General features: G+C 62.8%; 10 protein-coding genes. 9 read left to right on the plus strand and 1 reads right to left on the minus strand.

Annotation, left to right across the window (positions count from 1 at the left end):
- Window positions 1–185 precede the first annotated feature (185 nt).
- The gene (locus tag VHD36_07435) at window positions 186–2,387 is read left to right on the plus strand and encodes a hypothetical protein (GenBank protein HVU87136.1); all 2,202 of its coding nucleotides are present in this window, start codon (window positions 186–188) and stop codon (window positions 2,385–2,387) included.
- Between the two features lie 128 nt (window positions 2,388–2,515).
- On the opposite strand, the gene VHD36_07440 is transcribed toward VHD36_07435, so the two are convergent.
- Window positions 2,516–2,851: a hypothetical protein gene (locus VHD36_07440; GenBank protein ID HVU87137.1), complete on the minus strand. Its 336-nt coding sequence runs from the start codon at window positions 2,849–2,851 to the stop codon at window positions 2,516–2,518.
- A gap of 262 nt (window positions 2,852–3,113) precedes the next feature.
- Between VHD36_07440 and VHD36_07445 the strand changes: the two genes are divergently transcribed.
- The 8 genes from VHD36_07445 to VHD36_07480 all read left to right on the plus strand — a co-directional run bounded on the left by VHD36_07445 (window position 3,114) and on the right by VHD36_07480 (window position 16,230).
- Window positions 3,114–4,142: an AAA family ATPase gene (locus VHD36_07445; protein ID HVU87138.1), complete on the plus strand. Its 1,029-nt coding sequence runs from the start codon at window positions 3,114–3,116 to the stop codon at window positions 4,140–4,142.
- A gap of 75 nt (window positions 4,143–4,217) precedes the next feature.
- Window positions 4,218–5,129 carry a DUF58 domain-containing protein gene (locus VHD36_07450; GenBank protein HVU87139.1) on the plus strand — a complete coding sequence of 304 codons (912 nt, stop codon included), beginning with the start codon at window positions 4,218–4,220 and terminating at the stop codon, window positions 5,127–5,129.
- Entirely contained in the window at window positions 5,126–7,147 is a 2,022-nt protein-coding gene (locus tag VHD36_07455) for a BatA domain-containing protein (GenBank protein HVU87140.1), read from the plus strand. Before VHD36_07450 ends, VHD36_07455 begins: the two co-directional genes overlap by 4 nt.
- Window positions 7,144–9,342 (plus strand): hypothetical protein, encoded by a 2,199-nt coding sequence (locus VHD36_07460; GenBank protein HVU87141.1) that lies wholly within the window; start codon window positions 7,144–7,146, stop codon window positions 9,340–9,342. Before VHD36_07455 ends, VHD36_07460 begins: the two co-directional genes overlap by 4 nt.
- Window positions 9,343–9,871: 529 nt before the next feature.
- Window positions 9,872–13,141 (plus strand): hypothetical protein, encoded by a 3,270-nt coding sequence (locus VHD36_07465; GenBank protein ID HVU87142.1) that lies wholly within the window; start codon window positions 9,872–9,874, stop codon window positions 13,139–13,141.
- An 80-nt stretch (window positions 13,142–13,221) separates the two neighbouring features.
- Window positions 13,222–14,211: a hypothetical protein gene (locus VHD36_07470; protein HVU87143.1), complete on the plus strand. Its 990-nt coding sequence runs from the start codon at window positions 13,222–13,224 to the stop codon at window positions 14,209–14,211.
- A 29-nt stretch (window positions 14,212–14,240) separates the two neighbouring features.
- Window positions 14,241–15,095: a hypothetical protein gene (locus tag VHD36_07475; GenBank protein HVU87144.1), complete on the plus strand. Its 855-nt coding sequence runs from the start codon at window positions 14,241–14,243 to the stop codon at window positions 15,093–15,095.
- Window positions 15,096–15,126: 31 nt separating this feature from the next.
- Window positions 15,127–16,230 carry a squalene--hopene cyclase gene (locus VHD36_07480; protein ID HVU87145.1) on the plus strand — a complete coding sequence of 368 codons (1,104 nt, stop codon included), beginning with the start codon at window positions 15,127–15,129 and terminating at the stop codon, window positions 16,228–16,230.

Raw genomic sequence — 16,230 nt, forward strand, 5'->3', positions numbered from 1 at the left:
CCCTTCTGTAGCTTGCCTCTGCGAGGTCGGGATCTTAGGGTACCGCTTCCGAGATTGCAGACCCGGGCGGCAGCATTGCAGTTCTCCTGATCGCCCGGCCGCCTCGTGTTGATTCGAAACGAGTCGACGCTCATAGTAAACCCTTTCGAGCGTCCAGGCATGGACGTGCTCAGGACTTGCACCTAATGCACGATGGTCCCGTCGAGATTCATACCGCCAACGTGCCCCGCGCTCGGGACTCGCTGGGCTACGCGCTGGTCGTCGCGGCGCTAACGATCTGCTACGTGGCGCTGGGGCTCAGTGCTTCGCTACGAAAATCGCAAACCGGCGACGAAGGCGCACACCTCACCGGCGGCGTCAGCTATTGGGCAAGGAATGACTATCGCATTCAGCCCGAAAACGGCAACTTGCCCGAGCGCCTGGGGGGGCTGCCGGTGTGGCTTTCCGGCTATCAATTGCCTTCAACCGACAACGCGGCGTGGCGTGAGTTGCGGCAATGGGACTTTGCCGAAGAGTTCTTCTACCAAAGCGGCAACGATGCTGATCAGATGCTGCTGCGCGGCCGGGCGGTGATGACCCTGCTCGGCGTGTCATTGGCGTGGTTGATCTGCGGCTGGTCGCGGCGACTGTTCGGCCCTGCAGCCGGTCTGTTGAGTCTCACGATTTTCGTGTTCTCTCCGCCCATGCTGACGCATGGATTTCTGATTACCTCGGACATGGCCAGCGCGCTATTTTTCACGGCGGCGGTCGCCTCGCTCTGGCGGTTACTGCATCGAGTCTCGCCGTGGACACTGACGGCGACGTGGTTGGCGCTGTCCGGCTTGTTCCTTTCGAAATTCGCGGCCCCCATGATCGTGCCCATCGGCGGACTCTTGCTCGTGGTTCGATTGTGCAATCGCCGACCCGCCGAGCTTGTTGGCTGGGGACCGGCGCGCGAGTGTCGTGGACCGCTTCGCCAGTTCTTCCTTTACTTGGCCATCGTGCCGCTATTGGTGCTGGGCGTAGCCCTGTCGATTTGGGCGTCGTACGGCTTCCGCTACGCGATGCTTAACCCGGCGCTCGGAGCGTCCGAGGTCTCGATCGATTGGGCGGCGGTGACTAACAAATCGGCGACCGTGAACCGGTCGATCGAGATGGCGCGTGAGCAACGGTTGCTTCCCGAGGCGTATCTCTACGGTTTTTCGCACGTCCTGCGTAATTCCGCGTCGCGCAGCGCGTTTCTTAACGGCGCATACCGTCACAGAGGCTGGCGGAGTTTCTTTCCTTATTGCTTCGCCTACAAAACGCCCTTGGCCGTCTTTGTGATCTTGGTTTTGGCCGCCGCGGCCGGCTGGCGCTTCGGCCGCGCTGCGCGTAAAACAAGCGACGCATCCGCGCCAGGTAACGATGCCGCATCCCGCGCGCGTCCGGACCGCAGTCGCTTATACGAGATCACGCCGCTCATCGCGCTCCTGGCCGTGTATTGGGCATTCGCGATTACCAGTCATTTGAACATCGGGCATCGGCATTTGCTGCCGATCTATCCGGCGCTATTCATTATGGCCGGCGCGGCCGCCTGGTGGTTTGCCCCAGCAGCGTGGGCATGTCACGTCCCGCCTGTCCGCGCGTCTGCCCCTCGACAATCGGCAAGGCGGAGCGAGGCCGGCAATGTCGCGCTGCGCTGCGTGCTAGTCGGCGCGTTGCTGTGGGCCGTGGGCGACGGCCTGTGGATCTGGCCGCATTATCTCGCGTATTTCAATCCGCTGGCGGGCGGCCCCTGGAACGGCTATCGGCATCTGGTCGACAGCTCGCTCGACTGGAGTCAGGATCTGAAAGAGACGAAAGCCTGGCTCGACGCTCATCCAAACGATACCAGCGACCCGCGCCGATTGTATTTCGCGTTTTACGGGGCGCCGCCGCCTGAGTATTACGGTATTCACGCGCAACGATTGCCGTCGTTTCCTTTCAAGTGGCAGCCCCACGTGACGGAGCCACTGACCGGCGGCACGTACCTGATCAGCGCGACGACGCTTCCCGGCGTTGTGTGTCTCATGCCCGGTCGTTGGAACGAGGGCTATGAGTCCCTATACCGAAACTTGCGGCGGAGTTTCAATGTCTATCGAACGTCGTCAACCACTGCCGAAGGACGTCGGAAATTGACCGACTACGCGCCGGAGCAGCAATGGCAGGCCATGCTCAACACGTATGAAACGGCGCGCTTCATGCGGCTGGCGAGCTATCTGCGGCAGCGCGAACCGGACGACGAGATCGGCTATTCGATCCTGGTCTACCGCCTGACAGACGAGGAAGTTGCGGAGGCGATCGATGGCCCTCCGGTGGAGTTATTGCCCGAGCCGGAATGGGAGACCGAGAATCGGCGGTACGGCATCGAGACAGAAAACCCCTAACCGTTCTATCTTCGGGGTTTGATCGCCGATTTGCCGTGGTAATTCGCTCCCAAAGAAACACGCGCGCCGAAGCTTCCCTTTGCTCGATGCACGCTATTCAAGGCGTCCGAGCTCTCTCGGGTAGTAGGTCAGTCTGAATTCTGATTTTGCGGCATATCGTCGGGATTGTCGCTCGTTCGTCTCGCGAGCCTGCCTCTGACCGCCCAGCATACAAGAACAATAGGAATGCTTCGCACGATTATCGCGGCGAGAGCGAAACTAGCTGCGGTCCATCTCTTTTCTTCCAAAAGAGCTGCTGACGATACGAATCCGTATAGAACGTTCAGTCCCAAAACGAGAGACGTTATGGCGAAGAGCCACCAGCCATACCTCGCATCCCCTTTCTCTTTGGCAAGCTCGCGCGAAAGTGCAGCCACGAAGAAGAATGGAAACGCCATCATGCCCATGCTGAAAAGTTCGATCATTCCCCCATGGTACCCGGCCGGATAAACCCACAAAAAACAGGGAAAACGAATTTCAGACTTACCCCCCCGCCCCTTCCTGGGAAAATTTCCCTCGCCGTGCGTCCTGTGGTATGGTGGCTTTTTGAATCGCCCGTCGTGGTCTTGGGCCAGATTGGCCGCACCCGGACTACGATGAAGAGCTAAGAGGCCCCTCCGTCGTCGTTCGTTAGTTAATAGACGCGATCGCGTTTCTACTGCTGCACCTCTAGCGCGGAACACAGAGATGGCACAGCTCTCCGAATCCCCGTCGACGGCCACCCTCAACGACGATGACGTGCAGGCCATCGATCGGCTGCGCGAAGTTTATCGTCGGCTGCGCGACGAACTTGGCCGCGTCATCATCGGCCAGCACGACACTGTCGAGCGGCTCTCGATCTGCCTCTTTGCCCGCGGGCATTGCCTGCTGATGGGCGTGCCGGGCCTGGCCAAGACGCTGCTAGTAAGTAAAGTCGCCGAGACGATGTCACTGCGCTACAGCCGCATCCAGTTCACGCCCGACTTGATGCCGATGGACATCACCGGCACCGACATCTTGCAGGACGCGGCGGACGGCCGGCGTGAATTTCATTTCGTACACGGACCGGTATTCGCGAACATCGTGCTGGCCGACGAGATCAATCGTGCCCCGCCCAAGACCCAGGCCGCCATGCTCGAAGCGATGCAAGAGCAAAAGGTGACGGTCGTCGGCAAGACGTTCCATCTCGATTCGCCGTTCTTCGTGCTGGCCACGCAGAATCCCGTGGAACAGGAGGGGACGTACCCGCTACCCGAGGCGCAGCTCGATCGCTTTATGTTTCTGGTCGAGCTCGATTATCCCTCGGAAGAGGAAGAGGTGCTGATCGCCCGCACCACCACGGGCGACGCGCTGCCGACCCTGGATCACGTGATGACCGCGCCCGAGATCATCGAGCATCAGCACCTGGTGCGGCGCGTGCCGGTGCCGGATCATATTTATCAGTACGCGGCCCGGCTGGTGCGCAAGACCCGGCCGCGCGGCAGAATCGCGCCCGACTGGATCAAACCGTTCGTCGCCTGGGGCGCTGGCCCGCGGGCCGTGCAGTATTTGATTCTCGGCGCCAAGGCGCGGGCCGCGTTGCACGGTAGCTACATGGTGCGCCTGGAAGACGTCCATGAAGTGGCCTTGCCCGTGCTCACGCATCGCGTGATCACGACGTTCGCCGCGCAGGCCGAGGGGCTGGACGCGAAGCAAATCGTCAGGCGGTTGATCGAAGAGACCACGGCGGAACAGTAAGGGCTGGACCTGGCACGCCCCGCAAGCCGGGGCAAGGACGGTGCACAATACCAAGGATGCACCGGGCGGTGGCGTATGCTTTCGGACCGTCAATCGCGCAGTTTTCTCGACGCGCAGGTTCTGTCGCGATTGGCCGGCATGCCGCTCTTTGCCCGCCGGCCCATGCAAGGTAACGTCTCGGGGCGGCACGCCAGCCCTCACCGCGGGGCCAGCGTCGAATTCGCCGAGTATCGCAAGTACGTGCCCGGCGACGACCTGCGCCGGCTCGATTGGCGCGCCTACGGTCGCTCGGACCGGTTTTACGTCAAGGAGTTCGAGGCCGACACCAACCTGCGTTGCTGCTTCATCGTGGATACCAGCGGCTCGATGGGCTTTGGCTCGACGGGCGTCAGCAAGATCGAATACGCTCGCCGCCTGGCCGCCACGATTGCTTACCTGGCCTGCCAGCAAGGAGACGCCGTCGGCCTGTCGTGCGTGGCGCAGAACATCGTGCGCAGCCTGCCGCCCAAACGGAACCCGGCCCACTTGCGGCTCCTGCTCGACATGCTCGAAGGGATGCGCCCTCGCGGCGACACGCAGTTGGCCGCCACGTTGCACGAGCTGGCCGAAACGATCCGGCAGCGGGCGCTGGTGATCATTATCTCGGATTTATTCGTCGAGCCGGCGGTCCTCAACAGTTGCTTTCAGCATCTGCGCTTCCGGCACCATGACGTGGCCGTGTTTCATTTGCTCGACCCCCTGGAATTCGATTTCAACTTTCGCCGGCCGATGCGCTTTCTGGATATGGAAGGGGGCCCGGCCATCTTCGCCGACCCCACGGATATCGTCGACCGCTACCAGAAAGCGCTCAATGAATACCTGACCGACCTGAAGCAAGTGGTGCTCGAATCGGCGGTCGATTATCAGCGCGTCTCTCTGGCCGACGATTACGAGCAAGTGCTCGCCCGATTCCTGGTCAGCCGCGCGGCGGGGAAGGGGCGGCGATGAGCTTTCTACAGCCATGGCTTTTGGCCGCGCTACCGCTCGTGGCGGTGCCGCTCATTATTCACCTGGTGAACCAGCGGCGCTTTCAGACCATCGAATGGGCCGCCATGATGTTCCTGCTGGCGGCCCGGCGCATGGCGCGCGGCTATTCGCGGCTGCGGCAATGGCTGATCATGCTCGCCCGCATGGGCGCGATCGCGGCCCTGGTGCTGGCCGTCAGCCGCCCATTGGCCAGTGGTGTCTTGGGCCTCGCCGCGGGTGGCCGCGCCGATACGACGATCATCCTGTTGGATCGGTCGCCCAGCATGCAGGAGCGCAGCACCTCGGGGCAATCGAAGCTCGAAACCGGTCGTGGGCAACTCGTACGCGCTCTGCAAACGCTGCGCTCCGACCGCTGGGTTTTGATCGATAGTGCCACGTGCCAGCCGCGCGAGCTGGCGTCGCCATCGGCCCTGGAAAGCGCGCCCGAAACCGGCCCGGCCAGCGCCCCCGCCGATATCCCGGCCATGCTGCAAGAGGCCTATCGGTACATTCAAGAGAACCACACAGGCCAGACTGAAATCTGGATCTGCTCGGATCTGCGCAGCAACGATTGGGCTGCGGAAAGCAATCGCTGGTCGACCTTGCGAAACGCCTTTCTCGAGATGCCGCAAGGTGTCCGCTTCCATCTATTGGCTTACCCCAAGGCCTCGAAGGCGAACGTGTCCGTTCGTGTGACCGACGCGCGCCGCCTGGAGACCGACGACGGCGCCGAGCTATTGGTATCGCTCAAGCTATCGCGTGCCGAGGGCGTGGAAGAAAAAGTGACGCTGCCCGTTCAGTTCGAGATCGAGGGCGCCCGGTCCGTAGTACCCGTCGAGCTTTCCAGCCCGCTCACCGAGTTGAAAGACCACCAGATTCCGCTCGAGCGGTCGCGGACGCGCGGCTGGGGCAAGATCTCGATCCCGGCCGACGCCAACCCCGCCGATGATGACTACTATTTCGTCTTCGATCGGCCGCCGCCGCGGCGGGCAGTGCTCGTCTGCGAAGATCCGCGGGTCGAGCGCCCGCTGGCGCTGGCCACCGCGATCGCGCCGGAGCCCGGACTGGATTGCAGCGGCCAGTCGCTCGACGCGTCGCAATTAGCCGGCGTCGATTGGGATCAGACCGCACTCTTGATCTGGCAGGCGCCGCTTCCCACCGGAGCCGTGGCGGCCAGCGTGCAAGCCTTTGTCGATCGTGGCGGGCAAGTCGTTTTCTTCCCGCCAGCCAATCCAGGCAATGAAGAATTGTTCGGCGTGCGTTGGACCGACTGGGTCACCGACCCCGATCACGTGCCGATCGAAACCTGGCGCAGCGATGAAGACGTGCTGGCCCGCACGCTCAACGGCGCCGCCCTGCCGGTCGGCCAGTTGGAAGTCATGCGCTATTGCGGCCTCAGCGGCGAAACGACGGCGCTGGCGACGCTGCGTGGCGGCGCAGCCCTGGTCGCACGCGCGCCCACCAAGCGCGGCGGCGTCTATTTCTGGGCCACGACGCCTTCGCCCGTCGATTCGTCCCTGGCCACCAGCGGCGTGGTGCTTTATGCCTTCGTGCAGCGGCTATTGGCCGCGGGCGCCGAGGTGTTGGCCCAGGTGCGCCAGCTTGACGCCGGAGCGGCCGATGGCGAAAACGCGGCCTCCTGGGCGCGCATCGCGGATACCGACCAGGGGCTGTCGACCGAGATGATCTATCATCGCGGTGTTTATCGCGACGGCGATCGGCTGTTGGCCATCAACCGGCCCGTGGCCGAGGACGACGCCAAGGTGCTGGCCGACGAACAGGTCGGCGAGCTGTTCCATGGGCTGAACTATGCCCGCGTCGATGACGAGGCCGGCAGCGTCGGGTCGCTCGTGCAAGAAATCTGGCGCGCGTTCCTGGGAACGATGCTCGTGGCACTCGTGGTCGAGGCGGCCTTGTGCCTGCCCAAGGTTGCTCATGCTGCGCCCGCTCCAGGCGTGATGGCTAAGACGGCGGCTCCAGGCGGGGGGGCCCCACGATGACCGCCGCACATTCGCTGACATTCTTGTGGCTGCCGTGGTCGATTTTCGCGGGCTTGCTCGTCGTCGCCGCTACGTCGGTGCTCAGCTTTATCGCCTGGCGCCGGAGCGGCTTTCGCGCGGACGTGGGCTTGCTCGAGTTGTTAAGGCTTGCGCTCGTGATGCTCGTCGCGGTGCTGTTCAATCAGCCGGAATGGGTCGAAGAATACCGCCCGGACGAAAAGCCCACGATCGCCGTACTGTGGGACGGCTCGACGAGCATGGATACGCGCGACGTGTCGGGCGCTACGGCGGCGCCGACGTCGGTCTCGTCGCGCCGTGAAGCGGTGCAGCCGCTGGTCGACAATACCTTCTGGAACTCGCTCGGCGAGCGCATGGCCGTCGAGGTGCAGGCCATCTCGCCGAAAGAGACCGCGCAGGGAACGAACCTTTACCAGCCGCTCGTGGATGCGATGGAAAAATACCGCAACCTGCGCGGAATCGTGCTGGCCTCGGACGGCGACTGGAACGAGGGGCAGCCGCCCGTGCAAGCGGCCACGGCGCTGCGGCTGCAGGAAGTGCCGGTGTTCGTTGTGCCCGTGGGCAGTTCGTCGCGACTGCCGGACGTCGAGCTTTTGAGCCTGGATGCCCCGACCTTCGGTATCGTCGGCAAGTCGGTCCGCATCCCGTTCACCATCGAGAGCACGCTGCCGCGCGAGCAACTGGCGACCGTCACGCTGAAGACGTCCGACGGCGAACAACTGACCAAGGAAGTCCGCATCGCCCCCATGGCCCGCACCAGCGACTGGCTGATCTGGAAGCCGCCGGCCGTGGGCGACTATACGCTGTCGCTCGACGTGCCGGCGCAGCCCGAGGAGCTGTTGGCAGACAATAACCACCTGGCGGCGCCAATATCGATTCGGGAGGAAAAATTGCGTGTGCTGCTCGTGGAATCGGTGCCCCGTTGGGAATACCGCTATCTGCGCAATGCCCTGTCGCGCGACCCGGGCGTCGAGCTCTCCTGTCTGCTCTTTCATCCCGGGCTGAACAAGGTCGGCGGCGGAAATAAGGATTACATCAAGCAGTTTCCGCAGGGGCTCGACGAACTATCGAAGTTCGACGTCGTCTTTCTGGGGGACGTCGGCATGGAAGAAGGGCAACTGACGAGCGAGGATTGCCGCCTGCTCAAGGGCATCGTCGAGCATCAGGCGAGCGGGCTGGTTTTCATGCCCGGCTGGCAAGGCAGGCAAAATTCGCTCGTCGATAGCGAGCTGGGCGATCTGTGCCCTGTGGTGCTCGACCCGGCGCAGCCTGGCGGCTGGGGCTCGCGCACGCCCAGCAATCTGGAACTAACCGAAACGGGCCGCCGCAGCCTGCTCACGAAGCTGGCCGACACCACGGACGACAACACCGACGTCTGGGAAAACCTGCCCGGTTTCCAATGGTATGCCGCGGTGAAACGGGCCAAGGCCGGCACCGAGGTTCTTTGCGTGCACAAGGATGCTGCCAATGAATTCGGCCGGTTGCCACTATTGGTGACAAGAACTTTCGGCGCCGGAAAAGTCCTTTTTATGGGGACCGACGGCGCTTGGCGCTGGCGAAAAGGGGTCGAAGACAAGTACCATTACAGGTTCTGGGGACAGGTGGTGCGCTGGATGGCGTACCAACGGAACATGGCGAAGGGGGAGACGATGCGCATGTATTACTCGCCCGAACAGCCGCAGGTCAGGCAAACAATCGCGCTCTCGGCCAACGTCGCCGAGCGCAATGGTGAGCCGTTGACTCATGGCGACGTCACGGCGCGCATCGTCGCCCCGTCTGGCAAATCGGAAGTCGTGCGCTTTACCTCCTCGGGCGACGAATGGGGCGCCTTCGCATCGCGCTACACGCCGCAAGAGCCGGGACGGCACGAGGTGACGCTCGCTTGCCGGCAAACCGGCGCTTCGCTCGATGCGTCCTTCTTCGTGCAAGGGACGCAAATCGAACGGATCGGCCGCGCTGCTCGCCCCGAAGTGCTGGAAGAGATTGCCCGCGTGACGCGTGGCAAGGTCGTGCGCGCCGGCCGGCTCGACGAGATCGTACAATCGCTTGCCGAGCTGCCCGACCCGCCGGCCGCGGTGCGACGCGTGCAGCTATGGTGTCACCCGGTGATGATGGGGATCCTGGTCACGCTTTTGGGCGTGTTCTGGATCGGCCGCAAAGCCGTGGGCCTGGTGTAGCAACTGCAAGTGAATTGATGCAGAAGCAAAGTGACAACACCTTGAGGGATTTCAAGAACGCCATGTCGCAACATCTCCGGCCATGCGCCGAAGGTGTGAAACAAGCTCGCCCCGTGCAACGAACATATATGCACGCGCAATCGGACGTCGGAACCATGAGACGGCTTCCAGCCCCGCAGGGGCGGAATCATGTAGCCGTGGGCGTAAGCCCACGGAGAAGGTCTCGTAACGCGCCGGAAGCCCCGCAGGGGCGACATCGATTTCAGGACATGCACAATGTCGCCCCTTCGGGGCTTACAACGATTCTTTTTCGAATAGTTTCCGTGGACTTGCGTCCACGGCTACGCGACAAGGCCCGTTCGGGGCCAGAATTCGCGCCCTTAAGCTCGCTAGAAATGGCAAAATGTCGAATGCCCTTCGAGATGCAGTCCATTACACATGCGTGACGCCCCTGAGGGGGGGCGCCACCAACTGACACTAGATATCGCCAGCAAGACGGATCTCAACCCAAGGTGAGGGATTTATGAGCATGCCCCACACGAGCAATCGGCTGCAGCTTCCCGGATCGTTGGAAACGCAGCTTTACGATTACCGGCGCCGCGTGTGGATCATCAAATCGATCGAGGCCGCTTGCGGCGCGATCTTCGGCGTGCTCGTTTCGTACCTCACGATCTTTGGCCTCGATCGGCTGATCGACACGCCCGATGGGGCGCGTATCACGATTTTCGCCGTGGCCGTAGCGGCCTGCGCTTTCGTCCCCGTCTATCTGCACCGCTGGGTGTGGCGGCAGCGCCAGTTTGTTCAACTAGCCCGACTCTTGAGCCGGCGCTATCCCAGCCTGGGTGATCAGCTGCTGGGCGTGATCGAGCTGGTGCGCAACGAGTTCGAGCAACATCGATCGCGTGCGTTGTGCGAGGCTGCTGTCCAGCAAGTGGCCGGCGACGCCGCGCGACGCAATTTCCACGAAGCGGTGCCCAACCCCAGGCATCGCCTCTGGGCGTGGGCGGCCGCTACGCCACTGGCCGCGGCTGTGCTTTTGCTCGTATTGTTTCCGTCGGCCGCGCTCAATGCCTGGTCGCGGTTCATGGCTCCTTGGGAGCCGATCCCGCGGTACACGTTTACGGCGCTCGAAGAATTGCCAGAAACGCTCGTGGTGGCGCATGGCGAGCCGGTCACGATCTCCGTGCGCTTGCGTGAGGATTCAAGGCGACGTCCCGCCACCGGCACCGTGCAATTGGGGAACCAGCCGCCGGTCGAAGCCGAGCTAAAGGACGGCGCTTATGAATTCTCCTTGCCGTCGCAAATCGCGGCTGACACGCTTTACTTGCGCATTGGCGATGCGCGGCAGACGGTCCACCTCGAGCCGATGCTGCGGCCCGAGTTGACGAGCGTAACCGCCGCGGTGACCCTACCAGAGTATCTCGGCCGCCCCGAGAAGTTGGAAAAGGACGTTCGCGGCGGCGCTTTGACGCTAGTCCGCGGCAGTACGGCCCAGTTCGCCATCACGGCCAGCCGCGACCTGGCCAGCGCCGCGCTCGATGCCGAGGCACTATCGCCGACCGGCGCGTCATTGGCCACGGCGCCGGTCAACGTCGACGAGTCGCGACAACTGTCGTTCGAGTGGCGCGACAAGTTCGGCCTCGCCGGCCGCGAGCCGTTCCAGATCGCGATCACGGCCCAGGACGACGCGCAACCTTCGCTGGCGTGCGACACGCTGCCGCGGCAAAAGGTGGTGCTGGCCTCGGAAACGCTCTCCTTCAAGGTCCGTGCCATGGATGATTTCGGCGTGAAGGTCGTCGGCATCGAGTGGCAAGGGCTCGACGAGAACGCCGCCGACAAAGTTGCCCACGGCGAACGAGCTCTCGCCGCCGGCGGACATGACAAGGAATTCCTCGATATCGCGGCGACCTTCTGTGCCGAATCGCTCGAGATCGAGCCGCAGCCGTTGGCCGTGCGCTTGTACGCCGAAGATTACCTCCCCGGCCGCGAGCGGGTTTATTCACCGACGTTCGTTTTCTACGTCCTGTCGGCCGAGCAGCATTACATCTGGCTCACCGAGCAGTTGAGCAAGTGGCATCGTCAATCGCTGGAAGTCCGCGACCGCGAGCTGCAATTGCACCACACCAACGAGCAGTTACGCGCCCTTGCGCCCGAGGAGCTCGACAAGCTCGAAACGCGGCGGCAGATCGAAAGCCAGGCCGCGGCCGAACGCAATAATGGCCGCCGCCTGACAGGGCTGGTCAATAGCGGCGAGGATCTCGTTCGCCAGGCGATGCGCAATCCCGAGTTCGGCATCGTCCACTTGGAAAAATTGGGCGAGATGCTGCAAATCTTGAAAGATATCTCGGCCAATCGCATGCCGAACGTGGCCGACCTGTTGAAGCAATCGTCGCAAGCGCAAGGGGCGCTGGCCAACGCGCAAGGCAAATCACCCCCCGTGGCCGGCAACGTACACACCACGCCCACCGCCAAAGCTGGCGGTGACCCGCCCAAGCCGCAGACGCCGCAGCCGATGGTGCCCAAGGTGGTGGATAACGAATCGTCGCAGCAACCCCCTTCGAAAGACGACGACGCCGGTAAGCCAGGCAAGGGACAATCGCCCCCCAAACTGAAGCTGCCTGTCACGACCGTGGCCAGCACGCCGCCCAAGAAAGACGACAAGGACGGCGAAAAGAAAACGCCCGAGGAGCAAAAGCTCGACGAGGCCGTGGTCGTGCAGAAGGACCTGTTGGCCGAGTTCGAGAAGATTGCCGACGAGCTGAACAAGGTCCTCGCCAATTTGGAAGGGAGCACGCTGGTCAAACGCCTGAAAGCCGCCTCCCGCGAGCAGTACGTCGTGGCCGGAAAGATCGGCGACCACCTGGGAGACACCTTCGGCATGCGCGGCCGCGCGGTCGACGCCGCCGGCAAGAACCTGTTGGATCTCTCCGAGGTCGAGCTGGCCAGCAGCCAGAAAGTCTCGACCATCATGGACGACATGCAGGCCTATTTCGAGCGCCGCCGCATGCAGCGTTTCAAGATCGTGCTTGACGAGATGCGCGAGCAGGACGCCGTCGGCAGCCTGCGCCAACTCGGTGATGACGTCCGGCTGGAAACCGGCATGTCGATCGCCCAATGCGAATTCTGGTCCGATACGCTCGACCGCTGGGCCGACAATCTCGTCGATCCCGCCTGCGCCGGCGAATGCGCCTGCAAGGGAAAAGGCTGCCTCCCGCCGGCGATGATCCTGGAAGCGATGAAGATTCTCGAAGCCGAGGTGAACCTCCGCGAAGAGACGCGCGTCGCCCAGCAGGCCAAGGCAGCGATCGAGGCCGAAAAGCACATGGAGGAGTGCTACAAGCTCTCGACGACCCAGGATGGGCTGACCGAGCGCGTGCGCAAGTTGAACGCAGCGATCAAGGAATTGCCCGACGCCGAGCAGGATTTCGCCCTCGAGATCAAGATTCTCACCGCGGTCGAAAAGGTCATGAACGAAGCGACGGGCATCCTTATGAATGGCGAAACCGGCAACCCGGCCATCGCGGCCGAGACCGAGGCGATCGAACTTCTGCTGCGCTCGAAGCGCATCAATCCGAAAGGGGGCGGCGGCGGTGGATCAAGCCCCGGCGGCGGCGGACAGGGAACCACGAACGACTCGGCCTTGGCCCTGGTCGGTAACGGTATGAACGACAAGGAAGTACGCGAAGACCGCGGCGTGCAGCAATCCACCGGCGACGCCGGTACCTCGCTGCCTGAGGAGTTCCGCGCCGGTCTCGACGAGTACTTCAACCGCCTGGAACGCGAGCCCGGCTCCGACTGACGGACCATGGGGCACAAGAGGCAGGAGGAGCGAGAGGCATGCGGTACTTTTGGCAACCATGCGCAGCCACGAGCGGGCCTTTGTTTTCCTCTTGCCGAACCGTGGCACGGAGGCTGTGCGGTTTCTTGATCCTTGTGGCGGCTATCCATGTCACGGCCAGCGCCGAGGAAATTGTCGTCTACACCGCCGACCCGAACGGTCCAGACGAACAGTTGGTGTTGCAAGACCGAATCGCGGGAGCAGACGCGGACGGCGCGATCCAGCTCGAAGTGAATGGCGAGGGCGGAAATGCGTTCGCCGTTTGGTGCCTTCAAGCCCAAATCGACTACGCCGCACAGTTCCGGCCAACGCTCGATTGCGAGCTGGCGTTCGTGCGGCAGATTTGCGGCGACCTGACCGTCGAAGAGCGGCGCAAGATCAAGATCGCGGCCGAAATCTCGCTGCACGACGTGGCCAAGCGATACAAGAAGTGGCAGAACGAACCGCATGCTGAGCATCAGGTCGCTGTCGAGCCCGTCATTCTGATTCGCGAGGCCATCGCCGCGGCCGTGCGAAACACGGTTGATCCACAGCTGGGCGAGCGATTCGCCGCCGAGACGGGCAAGCGCGCGGCCCGCCGTAAACGCGCGGCGATTATGGGCTTTATCGCGTGCGCCGACCGGCTGCTTTGCCTCTCGACTGAGCAGCGGCAGGACTTGATGGCATCCCTCTCCGCAGGCTGGCAGAGCTCGTGGGAGGGATGGAACCGTTTGACCGATGCGAATTCGGCCTGGGTTCCTCTCGTGCTCGACGAACACCTCAAGTGCCTGCGCGAAGAACAAATGGCAGTATGGAAGATCACTCCGAAGACGGAATTCGGCATGGCAAATATCGCACCGTTCGACATGAGCCACGACGACGACTGGTGGGGTCCCGGTCTGAGAGAATTCGTCCCGCTGACGTTGGGCCTTGTCGAAGGGCTTTGGCAAACCCGGAACTCGACTCCTCCCGCGAAACCCGTGCGACCCATGGCCGCGGGCGTCCTGGCGGCACCGGTACTCGACGATCCTTTTGCGGACGCGGCGCCATGAGCACGGCCAGAATTTTGCGGGCACTGAGATTGTCTTTCGCAGTCGCTTGCCTGGCCGCGGCGCCGCTTCACGCTGCGCCCGATGATACAGAACTGGTTATCCAAGTTGACGAGGAGCCCGACGTTCCCGAGGTCGATCCTGCGGCCTTCGACAATTGGATTTTTGGTGGGTTCGTTAACGCGCAGTCCGCTCGGGCGCAAATCGAATCGCGCACGGACCTGATCGTGAGCGAAGTCAGGCGCGTGTGTGACTTGAACGCCGAGCAACACGACAAATTGCGTCTCGCCGCCAACGTCGAGCTCCGGCACATCTTCGAAGAGGCGGAACGGTTGCGCGAATGCTTTGTCGCTGCGGCGAATGACCCGAATCCACAACAAGACAATTGGAGCCAGGCGGCCAGGTTTCAGAGGCGGATCTATCGCGAGCTGTTGGGCCAGGGGACCTTTTTTGCGAAGACCTTGCAATCCACGATCAATGTCGAGCAGCATGCCCGAATCGAGGAGATCCGCGCAGAGCGGCTGGCATTTCGCCGCCAGGCCGCGATCGAGGGCGCCCTCGTGTGGTTCGAGGAAAGCGTGCCGCTCACGACCGCTCAACACGAGGCGATCGCGGGGCTGGTTACCAAGGCGATTGCCAATGACGCGCTTGAGACTGCCGCGAGCGCCGTGCTCGAACCGTCGCCGGTCGGAGGCGATTCGTTCTATGCCTTCTATCGCGTCTTGAGTTTGCCGAGGACGCAGCTCCGACAGGTGCTGGATGACCGTCAATGGAAAATCGTCGACGGCCTGGATACGACGCGAACGGAATACGAGCAGATGCTGATTTCGCAGGGATCGCTGACCCGCCTCGAGGCGGATGCGATCGCCCAAGCCCGCGGGCAATAGTAACTACGACGATACATCAATGGACCGTACGATGAAAAACCGTGATGAGGAGGTTACCACGCCCGACGCGACAAACCAGATCGTGCGCAATCCGGGATCTCTCGTGGTGCTGGCTATCGGCGCCTTGGTTCTTGTCCTTGGCGGCGCGTCAAGCGCCCACGCCCAGCCTCCGACGATCAAGATCGGCGAGGCCGTGCCGCGGGACGTGCGCGAGATTTACGATCGCGGACTGCAATATCTCGTCACCTCGCAAACCGAGGCTGGCGACTGGCAAGGCGGCGGCCAGCAAGGGCCGGGAATCACCGGCATGGCACTGATGGTCTTACTGGCGTCGGGCGAGGATCCGAATTTCGGTCTCTATGCCAATAGTGTCCGCCGGGCGCTGCGCAACATCATCAGCCAGCAAAGCGCGTCGACCGGCATCATGGGCAACAGCATGTACCATCACGGCTTTGCCACGCTGGCCCTGGCCGAGGCCTATGGTACCGTCGACGATCGCAACCTATGGACCGGGTCGGAATCAAACCGCCGCTCGATTGGCGAGGCGTTGGAACTGGCCGTGCGCGGCGCGCTCACCTCGCAAAACAAGAACCAGGTCGGCGGCTGGCGCTACTCGCCCGACAGCCGCGATGCCGACACCTCGGTCAGCGGCGCCGTACTGGTGGGCCTCCTGGCCGCGCGCAACGCCGGCATCGAGATCCCCGATGAAGCGATCGAAAAGGCGATCAAGTACTACACGCAGATGACGTCCGACGCGGGCCAGGTCGCGTACGCGGGGGGCTTTGGCGGCTTTGACGAATCGCTCGCCCGGGTCTCGATTGCCACGCTCGTCTATTCCGTCGCCCGCCGCAAAGATCTGCCGCAGTTCAAGGCGACGCTGCAATTCCTCACTTCTCGGCTGGAAAATAATTCCAACCAGTACGCCGAATACACGCGCTACTACCAGGCCCAGGCTTTGTTCCAGGGGGATGTCGAAGCGTGGGAGAAATGGAACAAGCTGCTGGTGCGCCAATTGAAAGCCGCGCAAGCCGCCGACGGCAGCGTGCGTGGGCAATTCGGGCCGACGATCGGCACGTCGCTGTCGATGCTCGCCCTGGCCGTGAACTACCGCTTCCTACCGATTTACGAGCGATAG

This window comes from Pirellulales bacterium (genome assembly GCA_035546535.1).
Taxonomy (GTDB): Bacteria; Planctomycetota; Planctomycetia; order Pirellulales; family JACPPG01; genus JACPPG01.

Excerpts from the sequence above, each read along its gene's own strand:
- VHD36_07435 (HVU87136.1), top strand. The coding sequence starts at position 186 with ATGCACGATGGTCCCGTCGAGATTCATACCGCCAACGTGCCCCGCGCT.
- VHD36_07440 (HVU87137.1), bottom strand. The coding sequence starts at position 2,851 with ATGATCGAACTTTTCAGCATGGGCATGATGGCGTTTCCATTCTTCTTC.
- VHD36_07445 (HVU87138.1), top strand. The coding sequence starts at position 3,114 with ATGGCACAGCTCTCCGAATCCCCGTCGACGGCCACCCTCAACGACGAT.
- VHD36_07450 (HVU87139.1), top strand. The coding sequence starts at position 4,218 with ATGCTTTCGGACCGTCAATCGCGCAGTTTTCTCGACGCGCAGGTTCTG.
- VHD36_07455 (HVU87140.1), top strand. The coding sequence starts at position 5,126 with ATGAGCTTTCTACAGCCATGGCTTTTGGCCGCGCTACCGCTCGTGGCG.
- VHD36_07460 (HVU87141.1), top strand. The coding sequence starts at position 7,144 with ATGACCGCCGCACATTCGCTGACATTCTTGTGGCTGCCGTGGTCGATT.
- VHD36_07465 (HVU87142.1), top strand. The coding sequence starts at position 9,872 with ATGCCCCACACGAGCAATCGGCTGCAGCTTCCCGGATCGTTGGAAACG.
- VHD36_07480 (HVU87145.1), top strand. The coding sequence starts at position 15,127 with ATGAAAAACCGTGATGAGGAGGTTACCACGCCCGACGCGACAAACCAG.